This is a genomic window from Flavobacterium sp. A45 (assembly GCF_002001005.1).
GTDB lineage: Bacteria > Bacteroidota > Bacteroidia > Flavobacteriales > Flavobacteriaceae > Flavobacterium.
The window spans coordinates 38710-55326 of the sequence record NZ_MUNX01000065.1; the positions used below are offsets into that span (position 1 = coordinate 38710).

At 33.4% G+C, this 16617-nt stretch carries 15 protein-coding genes; 6 read left to right on the forward strand and 9 right to left on the reverse strand.

What is annotated here, in order from left to right; genetic code table 11:
- Positions 1 to 4: 4 nt before the first annotated feature.
- Positions 5 to 760 carry a family 16 glycosylhydrolase gene (locus B0E44_RS06205; protein WP_077371633.1) on the forward strand — a complete coding sequence of 252 codons (756 nt, stop codon included), beginning with the start codon at positions 5 to 7 and terminating at the stop codon, positions 758 to 760.
- Between the two features lie 375 nt (positions 761 to 1135).
- Positions 1136 to 1720: an RNA polymerase sigma factor gene (locus B0E44_RS06210; protein WP_077371636.1), complete on the forward strand. Its 585-nt coding sequence runs from the start codon at positions 1136 to 1138 to the stop codon at positions 1718 to 1720.
- A gap of 234 nt (positions 1721 to 1954) precedes the next feature.
- Here the strand turns inward: B0E44_RS06210 and nth are convergent, their stop codons facing one another.
- The gene (gene nth / locus B0E44_RS06215; RefSeq protein ID WP_077372030.1) at positions 1955 to 2605 is read right to left on the reverse strand and encodes an endonuclease III; all 651 of its coding nucleotides are present in this window, start codon (positions 2603 to 2605) and stop codon (positions 1955 to 1957) included.
- Between the two features lie 120 nt (positions 2606 to 2725).
- Here nth and bcp point away from each other — a divergent pair, with 120 nt between their 5' ends.
- Positions 2726 to 3178, forward strand: coding sequence for a thioredoxin-dependent thiol peroxidase (bcp, locus tag B0E44_RS06220; protein ID WP_077371639.1), 453 nt, complete (start codon positions 2726 to 2728; stop codon positions 3176 to 3178).
- A gap of 113 nt (positions 3179 to 3291) precedes the next feature.
- Here the strand turns inward: bcp and B0E44_RS06225 are convergent, their stop codons facing one another.
- Complete coding sequence (locus tag B0E44_RS06225; RefSeq protein WP_077371642.1) at positions 3292 to 4752, reverse strand: nicotinate-nucleotide adenylyltransferase; 1461 nt, start codon at positions 4750 to 4752, stop codon at positions 3292 to 3294.
- Between the two features lie 100 nt (positions 4753 to 4852).
- Here B0E44_RS06225 and B0E44_RS06230 point away from each other — a divergent pair, with 100 nt between their 5' ends.
- Together B0E44_RS06230 and B0E44_RS06235 are read left to right on the forward strand one after the other, a co-directional pair.
- Complete coding sequence (locus B0E44_RS06230) at positions 4853 to 5617, forward strand: MBL fold metallo-hydrolase (RefSeq protein ID WP_077371645.1); 765 nt, start codon at positions 4853 to 4855, stop codon at positions 5615 to 5617.
- Between the two features lie 7 nt (positions 5618 to 5624).
- Entirely contained in the window at positions 5625 to 6125 is a 501-nt protein-coding gene (locus B0E44_RS06235) for a hypothetical protein (protein ID WP_077371648.1), read from the forward strand.
- A 170-nt stretch (positions 6126 to 6295) separates the two neighbouring features.
- On the opposite strand, the gene B0E44_RS06240 is transcribed toward B0E44_RS06235, so the two are convergent.
- From B0E44_RS06240 to B0E44_RS06255, 4 genes are all read right to left on the reverse strand, one after another.
- The gene (locus tag B0E44_RS06240; RefSeq protein WP_077371651.1) at positions 6296 to 6943 is read right to left on the reverse strand and encodes an alpha/beta hydrolase; all 648 of its coding nucleotides are present in this window, start codon (positions 6941 to 6943) and stop codon (positions 6296 to 6298) included.
- A gap of 76 nt (positions 6944 to 7019) precedes the next feature.
- Positions 7020 to 7349 (reverse strand): hypothetical protein, encoded by a 330-nt coding sequence (locus B0E44_RS06245; protein WP_077371654.1) that lies wholly within the window; start codon positions 7347 to 7349, stop codon positions 7020 to 7022.
- Positions 7350 to 7358: 9 nt separating this feature from the next.
- A complete protein-coding gene (locus tag B0E44_RS06250; RefSeq protein ID WP_077371657.1) occupies positions 7359 to 8612 on the reverse strand; it encodes a dihydroorotase family protein in 1254 nt (417 codons plus the stop codon).
- Between the two features lie 31 nt (positions 8613 to 8643).
- On the reverse strand, positions 8644 to 10572 hold the full coding sequence (locus B0E44_RS06255; RefSeq protein ID WP_077371660.1) for a BatA domain-containing protein: 1929 nt from the start codon (positions 10570 to 10572) through the stop codon (positions 8644 to 8646).
- Between the two features lie 180 nt (positions 10573 to 10752).
- Here B0E44_RS06255 and B0E44_RS06260 point away from each other — a divergent pair, with 180 nt between their 5' ends.
- Positions 10753 to 11862 (forward strand): lactonase family protein, encoded by a 1110-nt coding sequence (locus B0E44_RS06260; RefSeq protein WP_077371663.1) that lies wholly within the window; start codon positions 10753 to 10755, stop codon positions 11860 to 11862.
- A gap of 133 nt (positions 11863 to 11995) precedes the next feature.
- Here B0E44_RS06260 and B0E44_RS06265 read toward each other — a convergent pair whose 3' ends face one another.
- From B0E44_RS06265 to B0E44_RS06275, 3 genes are all read right to left on the reverse strand, one after another.
- Positions 11996 to 13345, reverse strand: a complete 1350-nt coding sequence (locus B0E44_RS06265) for a DEAD/DEAH box helicase (protein ID WP_077371666.1) — start codon at positions 13343 to 13345, stop codon at positions 11996 to 11998.
- A gap of 189 nt (positions 13346 to 13534) precedes the next feature.
- On the reverse strand, positions 13535 to 13957 hold the full coding sequence (locus B0E44_RS06270; RefSeq protein ID WP_077371669.1) for a response regulator transcription factor: 423 nt from the start codon (positions 13955 to 13957) through the stop codon (positions 13535 to 13537).
- Positions 13958 to 14412: 455 nt separating this feature from the next.
- Complete coding sequence (locus tag B0E44_RS06275) at positions 14413 to 16575, reverse strand: DUF4838 domain-containing protein (RefSeq protein WP_124019296.1); 2163 nt, start codon at positions 16573 to 16575, stop codon at positions 14413 to 14415.
- Between the last annotated feature and the right edge of the window lie 42 nt (positions 16576 to 16617).

The window sequence follows — 16617 nt, forward strand, 5'->3', positions numbered from 1 at the left end:
CAACATGAATAAATTAATGATAATCTTGCTCTTATGCGGGACTGTATTCGGACAACAAACCAAACGTAAATTGGTTTGGGAAGAGAATTTCGACGGTGAAACTTTAAATGAAAAAGTTTGGAATATCGAAATTGGTGATGGTTGTCCCAATTGTGGTTGGGGAAATAATGAGCGACAGTTGTACACCGATCAAAATCATAGAATAGAAAAGGGAAATTTAATTATTACCGCCAAAAAGGATGGTGATAAATATACTTCTACCCGAATCAATACCAAAAGTAAAAAAGAATTTCAATATGGGCGTCTTGAAGCTAGAGCCAAATTACCTTTGGGTCATGGTTTGTGGCCTGCTTTCTGGATGCTAGGCTCTAATTTTAAAGAAGTGGGTTGGCCAAAATGTGGGGAAATTGATATTTTGGAATACATAGGGCGTGATCCTCATATGGTTTTTACAACTTTGCATACGCAAGACAGTCACGGAAACTCCATTAATACCAAGAAAACGGCGATAAGCAATATTGAAGAAGGGTTTCATCTCTATGCAATAGAATGGACTACAGATAAAATCGATTTTTTTGTTGATAAAGATTTGGTTTATACTTTCCAGCCAACAGTAAAAAACGAAGATACGTGGCCTTTTAATAAACCTTTTTATTTTTTGGTTAATATGGCAATTGGTGGCAATTTTGGTGGACCAGCAGTTGATGATTCAGTATTTCCACAAGAATTTATTGTCGATTATATTAAAGTTTATCAGTAAAACATAAAACAAGAGTTAAGATTTAAATAAAGTATTCCATCCTGCAAGGTCTTTATGACCTTGTAGGTATAGTCTACTGCAATTTATAGTAGTTGAATAATTTATTCTTACCCTTTTATATTCTATTTTTATTGAATAAATTATGTATAACGCTGTATTGCAAGTGTTTATTATTCTTGTATTTAGATTATATTTACCACACAAGTATTGATTTGAAATGAAAAAAATAACATTTATCATTTTTTTTCTTGCTAGTTTTGATAATTATTTGTTAAATTTGACAAATAATTAACCTAAATATCCTCGTAAGCCTATAGTATAGAACTACTTTTTAGAAGATTCCCCAAAAACTAACTAATCTAAAAAGGAATTGCTATGGCAAATTTACAAAAATCAGATGCTTTATTAGTAAAGGATTATATGGCAGGCGACGAAAGTGCCTTGGCTGTACTAATCAAAAGACATGAATCTAAAATTTATGGATTCATCTATTCTAAAGTAGCCGATAGAGAGGTGTCAAATGACATCTTTCAAGATACTTTCATCAAAGTTATTAAAACTTTGAAAACTCAATCATATAACGAAGAAGGTAAGTTTTTGCCTTGGATAATGAGAATTGCACACAATTTAATAATTGATTTTTATAGAAAATCAAAAAAAATGCCACTCTTCAGAGAAACTGAAGAATTTTCTATTTTTTCTATAATGTCTGATGATTCCCTTACAGTTGAAAACCAAATCATTGCCGATCAAGTTGAGGTTGATATTCGTAGATTAGTCGAGGAGCTACCTTTAGACCAAAAAGAAGTTTTGATTATGCGCATGTATCAAGACATGAGTTTTAAAGAAATTTCTGAAACTACCGGAGTGAGCATCAATACAGCTTTGGGCAGAATGCGATATGCTATAATGAATTTGCGAAAAATTATAGATAAACATCAAATTGTTTTAACAAATTGATAATAAATGGATAATTCTTCCGTTGTAATATAAAATAAAATTTATACTTCATATGGAAAAGAACTACTCTAAAGCATTAAAAATAGTGAAAATAGAGGATAAGGTTTTTGAAATTATTGTCAATTAATTAGCTTCTTCATAAGAAGATAATTCAAGTTTCATAATGCTGACTTGAATAATAAATTTCACTATTCTCTTTTAAGATATTAGTGAAATTTATTATTTATGGTCAAATCACTTTTTGGTAAATTCACTCAAAACTGATTTTCGACCAATTGTTTTAGTGATAATGTCTTTATCCAAATTCCAGCCTCTAGCGGGCGAATATTCACGTCCGTACCAAATAATCTGAAGGTGTAAATCATTCCATAATTCTTCGGGGAAAATGCGTTTGGCATCTTTTTCGGTTTGAACTACATTTTTGCCATTTGTCAAATTCCATCTATACATTAATCTGTGAATGTGTGTATCAACTGGAAACGCTGGTACATCAAACGCTTGAGACATTACTACACTGGCAGTTTTATGTCCCACTGCTGGCAATTCTTCCAGATATTCAAAACTTTGCGGTACTTGCCCATTGTGTTTATCAATCAAAATTTGTGACAAACCATGAATTCCTTTCGATTTCATAGGTGATAAACCGCAAGGACGAATGATTTCCTTAATTTCTTCCACTGACATTTTAACCATATCATAGGGATTGTCCGCTTTGGCAAAAAGTAAAGGCGTAATTTGATTCACTCGTACATCTGTACATTGGGCGGAAAGTAAAACCGCAATGAGCAAAGTATATGGGTCTTTATGGTCTAGAGGAATCGGGATTGTAGGATATAGTTCATTTAACGTATTTATAACAAATGTTACGCGTTCCTGTTTGGTCATTTTGATTAGATTTGAATTGTAAAGAAAAGAAATTTCAATTGCAATGACAATAGCAAAATTCAATGGCAATGAGAAATCTATATTCTAAAATCTAAATTTTGCAATCTAAAATTATAAAACATGACTACATTAAAAAAAGGAGATCAAGCACCTGAATTTTCAGGAATAGACCAAGACGGGAAATCACATCAATTATCCGATTATGCTGGTAAAAAGTTAGTGGTTTTCTTTTATCCAAAAGCTTCCACACCGGGTTGCACAACTGAGGCTTGTGATTTAAGAGATAATTTTGAGCGTTTTAAAGCCAATAATTATGAACTTTTGGGAGTAAGTGCCGATAATGCCAAAGCACAGGCAAAGTTCCGAGATAAATATGAACTTCCTTTTCCGTTATTGGCTGATGAGGATAAATCTGTAATCAATGCTTTCGGAGTTTGGGGTCCAAAAAAATTTATGGGAAAAGAATATGACGGAATTCACAGAACTACTTTTGTAATTGATGAAAAAGGAATCATTGATGAAGTGATTTCGGAAGTGAAAACCAAAGCTCACGCTGATCAAATATTGAAATAACCATACGTTATAGAATTTGCCTGAGTCATTTCTCAAAATAAAAAATCCAAGAAATACAATTTGTTTTTCTTGGATTTTTTAATGAAGTTATGTCTCTTTTGAATAATGAAATCTTAATTACTCGCTTCCAAAAGCGAATTGGGATGATATCCAAAAAGACGTTTTTCTTTAATGATTTCGGGAACTCCTGGAGGTAGCATTTCTTCCCAACCTGGTTTTCCTGCACCAATCATTTTCAATACTTCACGAGAGAATACCTCTAGTATTTCAGGATTGTAACCTTCAATGTCAACTACTTTTCCGTTGAATTTAAAGAATTTATATAATTCTTTCATTCTAGGATGAACTTTCAAGTTTTTAGAAGTTATGACTTCTCCTTCTTCGCCAAGCATTGGGTACAAAAATACTTTCATGTCGCGATAGAATAATTTTCCAAATGCTTCCAGAATTCCTCCGCTCAAATGACGGTAATATTTCTCGTCAAAAATATCCACTAAGTTGTTAACTCCCATTGCAAGCCCCATTCTGGCCTTGGTATAATTAGAAAAATATTCTACAACTTTATAGTATTCCTGGAAATTGGATATCATTACGGTTTGTCCCAAAGAGCAAAGCAATTCGGCACGATCCATAAAATCTCTTTCGTCAATTTCTCCATCTGAACGAAGATTCGACAGTGTTATTTCGAAAATCACCAGAGTGTTTTCTTTCTCCACTTTGTTTTCTTCCAAAAACATTTTTAAAGATTCTTTGTACATGTCCATGTTTACTTTGGTAACCGGACGGAAACTTCCTCTAAAAGCTAGTATGTTTTTCTTATACAGGATTGCAGCAGGAAGTACGTTTTTTCCTTGTGGGTTAAACATTACCGCATCGGTCATCCCGTTTTTTACCAATTGCAAACTCATCAATCGATTGTCAACATCGGCAAAACGTGGACCTGAGAAATTGATGGTGTCAATTTCCAGTTGGTCTTTGTCTAAGTGATCGTATAAATAGCGCAGTAATTTTTTAGGGTCATTGTATTTATAGAAAGCGCCATAAATTAGATTTACACCCAATACACCTAATGTTTCTTGTTGCAATCTGGAATCGGTTTCTTTGAAACGGATATGGATGATAATTTCGTTGTAATCTTCGGTTGGATCCAATTGGTATCGAATTCCTACCCAGCCATGGCCTTTGAATTGTTTTGCAAAATCTATTGTAGCTACTGTATTGGCATAACTGAAAAACAATTTGTTGGGATGTTTTGTTCTGCTTAATCGTTCTTCTATCAATTCGACCTCAAAAGCAAGCATCTTTTTAAGGCGGCTTTCGGTTACATAACGACCGTCTTCTTCAATTCCATAGACCGCATCACTAAAGTCTTTATCATAAGCAGACATTGCTTTTGCGATTGTTCCTGATGATCCACCTGATCTAAAAAAATGTCTCACTGTTTCTTGACCAGCCCCAATTTCAGCAAAAGTTCCGTATATGTTTTCATTCAAATTGATACGAAGTGCTTTGTCCTTTAAGGAAGGAATTTGCTCAATAACTTTGTCTCCTTTTAGTTTTATTTTGGCTTCCATTTTTTTTTGTTTAAATTCGGCGATTATGTTACAAAGTTAACTAATTCGGTTTCTAATGAAAGAGAAATTAATCCTATTTTTGTAAAAAAAAACAACGCAATTGAAGGTATATTTTTTAGGTACAGGTACGTCTCAAGGAATTCCAATTATTGGGAGTGATCATGAAGTTTGTAAAAGTACTGATTTTAAGGATAAAAGGCTCCGAGTTTCGGCTTGGATCACGTGGGATGGCCATTCGTACGTTATCGATTGCGGGCCCGATTTTAGGCAACAAATGTTGGCGTCCAATTGCCGAAAAATAGACGGTATTTTATTTACACACGAACATGCCGATCATACGGCTGGTTTAGATGATATTCGTCCTTTTAATTTCAGACAAGGTGCAATCCCGATTTACGCCCATAAAAGGGTGCTTGCCAATATTGAAAAGCGTTTTGATTACATATTTGAAACTGTCAATAGATATCCAGGAGCACCTTCGGTAAAAACTATCGAAATCGAAAATAACCAGCCTATCCCAATTGGAAATAAAATAGCCGTACCTATAAATGTGATGCATGGTGATCTTCAGGTTTTTGGATTTAGAATTGATGATTTTGCTTATTTGACAGATGTGAAAACTATTGAAAAAGCTGAAATTGCTAAATTGAAAAAGCTTAAAATTTTGGTGATTAACGCATTGAGAGAAGAGCCACATGGTACACATTTTAATTTGCAGGAAGCACTCGATTTTATAGCTTTGTTGCAACCTGAAAAAGCCTATCTTACACACATTAGTCACATGCTGGGTTTTCACGAAGAAGTTCAAAAACGACTGCCGGAGAATGTTTTTCTGGCTTACGATAATTTAGAAATTACAATTTAATAGATTCATGAAAAAATCATTCTTTCTTTACGCTTTAATTTTGTCTTTAGTTTTTAATATTTATACCTATATGTATTTAAGCAAAGAGGTGACTTATGAGCAGGATAAGTATAAAAAAACAACTACGAAGTTAAAAGACAGTTTGCAATCAGTTACCAATAAATTGTCTGATTCCAATTATTTTTCATTGGAAAGAAATGAAAATGCCCAAAATTATTTTGAGTCGGCTGCGTCTGATAAAATCAGAAATTATGCGACTTTAGTTCCTTATGTTACGGCTCAATTATTAGATTTGAACGCTAATCCAAAAGGAAATCCGTATACGGGACAAGAGCAATTGGGAGCAAATAAATTTATTATTAATAAAGTAAAAGTGCTGAATCACCGCTGGATAATTGCTGATTTCAGCGATGGAGAATATTGGGGCGAAGTATTGCTTAAGTACTTTATCAACGAAGATGAAAGCGTTTCTTTTGAAGTGAATCAGTCTGTTATATACCAAAAGTAAAACGGTAGTATTCAGTGGTCAGTTTTTTAGTGTTCAGTTATTGCTGATGACTAAAAAAATGACCACTTTTTTTATAAGTTTTTATTGGACAGATTGCTAACGAACTGGTCACTGCGCGCTTTTTTATAAGTTTCTATAGGTCAGATTACTTAAAAACTGACCACTGATAACTAGTTCTCAGCTAGCCAATTTTTGAAATCAAAAAAGTTTTGTGGAGCAACTCCATGTCCTACAGGATATTCTTTATAGGTTATTGCAACGCCTAATTTCTCTAAAATGGCAGGTGTTTTTCTAGCCCAATCCACAGGGATTACCTGATCTACTGTTCCGTGGGATGCAAATATTTTTAGTTTGCTTAGGTCGTTTTTTAAGTAATCTTCGGCTACGATTTCTAAATTGATATAACCGCTCATTGCGACTACTTTGTTCACTTTTTCAGGATATGAAACTGCAACGGCATAACTTAAAATAGAGCCTTGACTGAAACCAATCAGATTTACATCATTGGCATCAATAGGATAGTTAGCTACTAATTCGTCAATAAATCTGGCAATTACATCTCTAGAAATTCGAGCTTGATCGTTATCGGAGAATTTATTTTGGTCAGCATCAAAGTTAATGGCATACCAAGCATAACTTCCATATTGAAGATCATATGGTGCTCGAGCTGAGATAATATAATATTCGTTTTGTAACTCGCTTGCAAACGAAAATAAATCAGCTTCGTTGCTGCCATATCCGTGAAGCAATAGTAATAATGGGTTTTTGTCGAGAATCACTTTCGGTTCTCTTATTTTATATTCTAAGGATAAATTCATTTTTTAATGTTCTGTTTTTTGAAACTTTGTCAAAGTTCAAAACTTTGACAAAGTTAATGTGTTTCGAAATGAAAATTTATGATATACTTTTAAGCCATTTTTGAAAGAACTCTCCAAGTAACGGAACTGGTTTTGTTTCGCCTTTTATGGCGCTGAAAATACCATAAGTCCACAAAACAGAAACGAAAATCCACATAGGAACAGAAATCATCAGACTGTCAAAATTGCTAATAATTAATCCCAAAGAAATAAAAGTAAGTGTAAGTCCAAGTCCTTGACGAATATGGAAGGAAGCAAATTCATTTTTGTCTTCACCACTGTTCATTGACATTGCTATAAATACGCCAATTCCTAAAATATAACTGGTAATGGCTGCTGTTTTTCCAGCTTCAATATTGTTGTTCATGCTATTTGGTTACCCTAAGATTAATTTTCCTTGGTTCAGAATTCCATAGGCTTTCCCTTTTAGATTGGTGCCCAGAAATGCTGAATTTTTGGATTTTGAAAGTATGTTTTCTTTTGTGAATATGCTGTTGCCTTCAGGATTGAATAAAGTAATATTGGCAATTTCTCCTTCATTGATGGCATTACTTGGAATACTGAAAATAGTTTTTCCTGCAGTAAATTTTTCGATTATAGTTACTAATGGTAGTACAGTCATCAAAGCTCCAAAAGCACTTTCTAAACCAATAGTTCCATTTTTGGCCATATCAAACTCCATTTTTTTGTGTTCAATATCAATAGGGTTGTGGTCGGATGTGATTAAATCGATGGTTCCGTCCAGAATTCCATTAATCAATGCTTGTCTGTCGCTTTCTGTTTTTAGTGGTGGAGTCACTTTATAGCGGGTATCAAAACCTTCTAGTTTTTCATCGGTCAATACCAAATGATGAATACTTACACTACAAGTAACGTTTAATCCTTTTGCTTTAGCTTCTTTAATTAATTGTACCGATTTTGCTGAGGAAATGGTTGGGATATGCATTTTGCCTCCTGCGTATTCCAATAAAAATAAGTTTCTGGCGATTTGTAATTCTTCGGCCAAGTCTGGAATGCCTTTCAGTCCCAATCGGGTTGAAACAACACCTTCGTTAGCAACGCCGTTTCCTTTTATTTTGTCGTCCTGTGCAAAGGCGATAACTAATCCATCAAAATCCTGTACGTATTGCAAAGCTATTTTTAGCAAATTGGCATTGTCTAAACTTTTGGTGTAATCGCCAAAAGCAACCGCACCCGAATTTTTCATATCATACAATTCGGCCATATCCTTGCCTTCGCTCTCCTTGGTTAAAGCTCCAATTGGGAAGAGTTGTGTCGCAAAACCATTGGCTTTGTTTTTTACAAAATTTACTTGCGCTTGATTGTCAATAATAGGATAGGAGTTGGGTTGCAAAGCAATGGCAGTAAAACCACTTTTTGCTGCAACATCAAGTCCATTTGCAATAGTTTCTCTGTCTTCAAAACCTGGTTCTCCCAAGGAAACACTACTATCAAACCATCCTTGTGAAAGGTGAAGATTGTCTAGTTTTAGTTCTTCGACATTATCGGTATTTGGAAGTGCCGTTCCTATTTTTTTTATAAAACCATCTACAATTAAAAGATCTACAGTCTGATTGTTAAAAGGACTTTTTGGATCGATAATTTTTGCTTCTCGGATGATTATTTTCATGTTGTTTTTATAATTTTTAGAAACCGGATTGTTATTTCACAAATTTAATAATTGCCATTTCCAATGCTAGGAAGAGTAGTGCAAAGATAATAAACCATTTCCAAATTTGATTGTCACTTCGGCTGGTTTGTAGCGTATCAAAAATGGTTGAAATGGAATCACTTGTTTTATAATCGGATAATATACTTTCGTTGACTTGATCCAAATTACTTTCGGTTCTTGGGTAATTAAAGCTGATGTTTTCTATTGGATTCTGGGAATCATATATAGTGTAATTGCCAGCTTTTTCAGGATAATCATTAAAGAATAGTTGAACCTTATTGTTTAATAATTGTTGTACAGGAATAAATTGTTCTTCTGAATTTTTTACGGTCAGAATTTCATCTTTGGATAAAAGAACAGAAACAATATACGAGTCATTCTTGCCTATAGTGTTTGCGTTAATGCCATTATTTAGTTTACTTAAAGCCATTTTGTAAAAGACAGGGACAATCAAAGGCGACTGTTGAAAATTAGAATTTGAAGCATTTATCGGAGCCGAAAAAACATAAACTGATGAAACAGCATTTCGTAGACCTATTAAAAAAGGAGATTGATCCTCAAAATTTAAAACTGCAGGACTTGTGGTTGAAATAGTAAATTCCTTTTTGGTTTTTGGATATTGAAAATTGTTGGTTTTATTTTCAAAAACACCAGCAAACAATGGATGACTGAAATTAATTTTGGTAATCAGTTTTTCATTTGATTCCAATGATTGGAATTGAGTTGAGCCAAACTGATTCAATAAAGTATTTAAATTGGTTATCGAAGCCGTTTCAGATGGAATTATAATCAGATTTCCGCCTTTGTTCACAAATGCTTTTAAAGTGGTTTGCAAGGCCTGTGGAATTTCGTCTAATTCATTCAAAACGATGGCATCTTGTTTGTCGATACTGTTATAATCCAAAGTGCTTAACGTAAAAGGACCATAATTGAATTCATCATCAGTATAAATTCGGGCTAAGAAATTGTTTTTTTCAGGTGCTCCTATACTGATGATGTTTGTCTTTTTTATTTTTGAAATGCTAAAAAATAATTTATTGTCGTATGCTAAATCATTGTCTTCTATGGAAACATAACCATGAAAAGACTGTTTTGGAATAGTGAAATTTATAGTTTCCTTTTTGTTTTTAAAATTAATGATGGTTTTGGCAATCAGTTTGTTTTGATTGTACAAAGCCACAGGAGCAGGTTTGAAATCGGAACTGTAATTTGTGGTGTTGATACTTAATTCGTAAAAATCATCAAGCGTTTGGCGAATAAAAACACTGTCAATAGCCACATTATTTTTTTGTTCTGCCTTTGGAACAATAAAATAGGGAACGTTATCAGTGTCAATATTTTTTAATTGACTTTGATCTAGTCCCACCGCATCGGTGATAATTACAATATCTTTCTTGAAAGCCGATTTATGTGCTTTTATTTTGGCAATAATATTATCCAATTGAAAAGGAGTAGCACTATATTTCAGGTTTTGCAATTCGCTTCTAATGGTTTTGATATCGGTATTCCAGTAATTGTCGTTATTGGTTAATAAAGAAAAATTGGCGTTTTCCGGAGTTTCTTCTAACAGTTCCTGAATGGCACGTTTCAGTAGTTCCCCTTTTTTTCCTTTGGCTTGCATACTGAAGGAATTATCTAAGACAATGTACATTTCGTTGCTAGCATTTTTACTGTCTTTGGATTCAAAAAAAGGTTGTGCAAAGGCAAGGATAATACAGGTCAACAAAAGCATTCTACAGGCTAGAAGTAACCATTTTTTTATTCTGGAACTTTTTCGGGTTTGAATCGAAAGTGCTTTTAGGAAACGAACATTGGTGAAATATTCTTTTTTGAAACGTCTTAATTGAAATAAATGCACCAGAATTGGAACAATCAGAAGGAATAGAAAGTATAGAATTTCGGGTTGTTTAAAGTGCATTCTAAGTTTTTGTTTACTTCACGAGATTTTATAACAATGAAGTTCGTAAGATTTTGTGAGTCAAAAATACAAATTTGTTGACAGTTTCGTATGATGTTGTTATTATTTTTCAAAATAGGAAGCAAATAGGGTATTTCTGAAAGAAAATAAGTATTTTAGCTATTCTGAAAACTATAAAATATGAAAAAAGTTTACCTATTTCTTTTATTAATTTCTTCTGTAGCCCCAATATTGGCTCAAAAAAACAAAGCAAATCTTCTTGTAGGTACATATACTAACACTTGTAGCAGTAGAGGTATTTACGTATATGAATTTGATACCGATAATGCTCAAATAAGATTAAAAAAATCATCCGACAGTATTGTTAATCCTAGTTATTTATCGCTTTCCAAGGATGAAAAATTTATTTATGCTGTAAATGAAAGTGGTGGAGAAAGTACTGTAAGTTCTTTTGCATTTGATGCAGTGAGCGGGAAACCAAGTTCAATAAATACAGTAAGTTCCAAAGGAGCAGACCCTTGTTATCTCATCAATGATGATAAGAATGTAATAGTTGCTAATTATTCAGGAGGAAATATTTCAGTTTTTGGTAAAAATGAAGACGGTAGTTTAACCGAAGCGAAACAAGTTATCCAACATTACGGTAAAGGTGCGAATGCCGAAAGACAAGAAAAGCCACATGTTCACATGGTTTATTTTTCTCCTGATAAAAAGTATGTTTTAAGCAATGATTTGGGTACTGATAAAGTATATGTGTATAATTATAATCCAACAGGAACTACTGATGTTTTAACATTAAAAGACAGTGTTTCGGTAAAAGCTGGAAGTGGACCAAGACACTTAACATTTAGCAAAGAAGGGAAATACGTATATGTATTGCAGGAATTGGACGGTGCATTGACCACTTTTGGTTATGCAGACGGTAAACTAACCCAAATTAATGAAACCACTATTTTAGCTAAAGATTATAGAGGAACTTTTAGTTCAGCTGATATTCATGTTTCTCCAAATGGGAAATTTTTATATGCTTCAAATAGAGGAGACGCCAATACCATTTCGATTTTTAAAATTTTGAAAAAAGGGAAATTAAAATCAAAAGGACAAGTAAGTACTTTGGGCAAAGGACCTAGGAATTTTGCTATAGACCCAACAGGGAAGTTTCTTTTGGTAGCACATCAATACACAAATAATATCGTGATTTTTAAGATTAATAAAAAGAAAGGAACACTAACGGATACAAAGAAAAATTTTGATTTGTGTTCTCCCGTTTGTTTGGTGTTTGCAAAGTAAAAAAAAAAGTGTTCAGAGTTCAGTTTATTAGTATTCAGTGATCTGGATTCCGCTCAAACAAATAGCCCATAGTTTAAAAGAACTATGGGCTATTTGTTTTAACTGACCACTAAAAACTGACTACTGCCAACTATTATTTCTTGTCCTTACGTTTTTTGGCTTGGTTTTTCAGCATATTTCTATTTACAGAACCATGTGTTTTCTTCTTGGTTACACCAGGTCCCCCCAAATTGACTTTTTTATTCTTTTTACTTTTCTCTTGAAAAGCGCCATCACCTTCCAGTTTTTGTTTTTTCATCAAAAACTTAATAGGTTGTCTGTCTTTTTCAGGTTCGATTAATTTTAAGGATACTTCCACTTCTTCTGGGAAAGTTTCAACAGGTAATTCGGTATTCATCAAAATTTCAATCGCAACTTTTGATTCTTCTTCACGAGGCGTAATTAAACTGATGGCTGTACCTGTAGCATCGGCACGACCCGTTCTACCAATACGGTGCATATATAATTCCGGTAATTCCGGCATCTCGAAGTTGATTACATGAGTAATATTCGAAATGTCCAAACCTCTCGCCATAATATCAGTAGTGATCAACCCACGAAGATTTCCTTCTTGGAATTCAGCCATCGTACTCAAACGGTAATTTTGAGATTTATTGGAGTGAATGACACCAAACTGACCTTCAAAATCTTCTTCAATACGTTGATGAACCATATCAGAAATCTTTTTGTTATTCACAAAAACCAATACGCGACTCATGTCTTCGTAGGTTTCTAATAAATGTTTAAGAAGATTGATTTTGGTATTGAAATTAGGAACTTGATATGTGATTTGTGTAATGTTTTCAAGTGGTGTTCCAGATGCAGATAGCGTAACTTCTTCTGGATAATCGAAATAGTCATTCAAAATTGCATCTACTTCGTCAGTCATTGTTGCCGAGAATAATATATTTTGACGTTTTTTTGGCATCATGGCCAAAATTGAAGTCAACTGCGTGCGGAATCCTAAATTCAGCATTTCGTCAAACTCGTCAATAACCAGTTTTTGCATTTCCTCAAAGCGAATAACATTATCCAATGTTAAATCCATGATTCTTCCAGGAGTTCCCACAAGGATATCACAGCCTTGATAAACAGTTGTTTTTTGGGTATTAATGTTTACCCCACCAAAAATTCCTATAGTTCGAACCGACATATATTTAGTCAGTTTTTCAACTTCTTCCACAACTTGAACAACCAGTTCGCGTGTTGGCACAAGGATTACAATTTTTGGAGTATGACCTGGAGTAAATTTGTATAATTTTAATAAAGGCAATAGATAAGCAAATGTCTTACCCGTACCCGTTTGTGCAATTCCCATCATATCACGGCCAGACATTATTACAGAAAAAGTTTTTTCCTGAATAGGAGTTGGGGTCGTAAAGCCTAAATCATCAATTGCTTTTTGTACTGATTTAGGGAGATTGAATTGTTCGAAAGTGCTCATTGTATGTAAATTTTGTGCAAAGATAGGTTTTTTGAAACTAAGGACAGAAAGCTCAAGCTAACTTTGGTTTTATTTCGTAATAGACTGTTGTATTTTGAATAGTAGTAAATGCCTAAATTTATAAAACCCCTGAAAAATTACTTGGGGAAATAATAATCAGAGGTTTAAAAAAAAACAAAATAAATGGTTTTAAGCACTAATACTCACTTCCAATTCTTTTGGTTTTATACTGTAATTCTTTTTTGCAAACAAACGTTTTACCCTAAGCAATAATTCATTTGGATTAAATGGCTTAGATACGAAATCATCAGCTCCTAAATTGAAGGCTTCAATGACTGTTCCTTCTTCTTCTCCTAATGATGAAACCACTATAACCGGAATGTTTTCAAAAGTTTCTTTAGAATAGCCTATTATTTCCAGTCCGGAACGAAAAGGAAGCATAATATCAGTAATAATCAAGTCAGGTATAAGTACGGAAATTTTTTCTATAGCGCTCAAACCATCTTTGCATGACGTTACCTGATATCCCTCTTTTTTAAGAATAAATTCAAGGATTTTGATCATTAATACATCATCCTCTGCAATCAATATTTTTAAATCTGAATTGTTCATGTTTCTATCTTTTAATCATTCCCTTAGAAGTTTATAGATTTTTTAAAAATCCATAAAATGCAAATAAATCTGTTGAAATGCATTTGTTCTGTATTTACAACAACTATGCCAAACATTTATTTACTGTTTTTGAACCTCATAAAGTTTTGATAAAGAGTCTTAAATTTTTCCCAATTTTATGTATCTAGTAATGATTAAGTTAGGATAAGGAAATCGTCCAATGATTGAAAAAGCACCATTGGATTTAAATAAATGTATATAAATTAACAAGAATTGTAGAATGTTAATTTGGAGCAGAAAGATTAGGCTTTTTTGGAAATATCGTCCCGTTTTCCGTTACAATCTCCCGAAAAAAATCGGGAGGATTTTCACTTCAACCGGGGCTAACAGTTAGTGTTTTGCTTTTTTGCCATCATCTAAAAAAGAAAAAAAGTATAATCGAATTCAGGTTAGTATTATTTATTGTGCAACTCAATTTCATCAACCATTACCATTGGTTTTTTGTTTTTTCGTTTTCTCCAAATAGGTAAGTCTTTTAGGTTTTCGACTTCAATTTTTAAAAACTCATATTGCTTGAATTTATCTGATTTAAATTCCCAAGATTTTATGGTTATTTCTGAATCCTCTGTTAATTCATCACTTTCCAGTTTGGTGATAAGTTGCCATTTCTCTTTTTTAAGTCCGTAGATACTAATTTTTTTAGGTGTAAAAATCCAATGTCTTTGATCGTTTAAAGAATTGATTCGGATGGTGTTGAAATTTAATTTGTTTGAAGTTAATTCTATTTCGGGATTAGTTCCATACCATCCAATCCAGTTGATGGCAGGATTTTTGTATCCACGAACACCGTCAACTAATGCATAAGTTCCTTTGCCTTTATATTCGTCAGCAGGAGGAGTTAAAAAACGGACTTCGTATTTTTCGCCCAAATGGTTGCAGGCATTTTTTTCTATAGCCAGCCACTCCTGATAGTACTGATCGGGTGAAAGTCCGCCTTCGCTAAGCTCGTAGATTCCAAATTCATTACAGCTTTTTGTAAAGTTCAATACTCTTTCGCTGAGTTGTTTTTCTTGGTCTTTTTTGTTCTTATCAGCAAACATTCCGTGCTTGTCTTTGCCGTAAAATTTGGATTGCTCAAAATATACATATTCCAGAACCAGTCTTATTTTTAAAACTCGTTTTGTCAAAGTTGGATTGTCAATGACAGCTTTTTCTGCTTGGCTTATGATTTTATCGTATTGATCCATAGCCTCTGGGCTGAGAAAAGTATTTCTGTTTTGAATTGGGTCTGTATAAATGTCCAGATATCGATTTGCTTTTTCTTGATATTGAGTGAGTAAATCAATATAACCTTTCACAAATGGAGCAGCATTTCCATAAAAACCATTCAGAAAATCATTTGTTACTGCTTCAACATCAGTATTGGTGTCCCAAATTATTTTTGCCAAAATGTACTGTCTTAATTCGTATAAATCTCCGGGAACATCTGCATATCCTTGTACAAAAAGACCTTTCACCTGATTTTGTTCAAAGAGTTTGTAGTTTTTTGAAAAGGTGTGAATATTAGGAAAAGGTGAAAGATAATTGGTAAATTCTACCGTATAGTCCCATAAATAAAAGTGTTGTGCGGTTGTACTCCACTTATTTATTATATCGAGAAAGTTTGCATTGTTTGGAGATTCAGCAATGGCTTGACCGCGGTTCAATTGTATTGGGCAAAAAAGAGTGTAAATGTTGGATTCAATATTTAGATTTACTGGAGCTCTATAGGTGTGGAGATAGGCTAATGTCGTGATTTTTGTTTTTGGAAATTGAACAGCTATTTTATTCAGAAAGTAATAAAAGGAACCTTGTGGACCGCCGTGTTTTTCGTTTAACGCTTTGCATCTGTCGCATTCGCAATAAACAACATCGTCATTTTGGCTAACCGAAAAAAAACGTGCATCGGAGTTTTGAGCAATTATTTCACTCATTTTTTTTGTTATAATTTCTACAACAGTGTCGTTTGTCATGCACAGCGATTCACTGTTTCGCTCACCTTCATAATATGCGAAAAACTCGGGATTGGTTTTGAAATAGGTTTCGGCACTCAGTAATTTATAAAACGAATGTCCCCAAATTCCAAAATCATTGATTTGCCAATCAAGTTTGTGCCAATCTCTGAATGATTCATCATAACAATCAGGATAAAACAAAGCGCGGTATTCGAATGAAGGTTTGTATGTTTGATTTGAATTTTTAGGAAACGAAACTTGCTTTAACTTAGGTATGAAATTGTCTTTTGTGGTATACTTTCTAAATTCCCAAGTTTCCAACAAAGTATATATGGCGTAACGCAAGGTTTTCTCGTTCGAACCAATCAAATAAATATTTTTATCGTCGCTCTTGATGGTAAAAGCATTTTCTTGGATTGTTTTTTTATCGGAAGCAATTTCAAGAATTATTTTTGAGTTGTCATTGCTTTTTACCTTGTCAACATAAATAGTGAATGCATGTTCAAAAGCTTGATCCAAATAAGTTTTTAAAAGGGTTGCAGAGTTTTTGGTTTGCACACTACTGGCAAATATGATAGTTTCCTGGTCTTTTGTATTTGCTAAATTAAAGGAGTTTTGTGCCATAATTTTGCAATTTGAAAAGAACAAAAAAAAACAATGATTAGT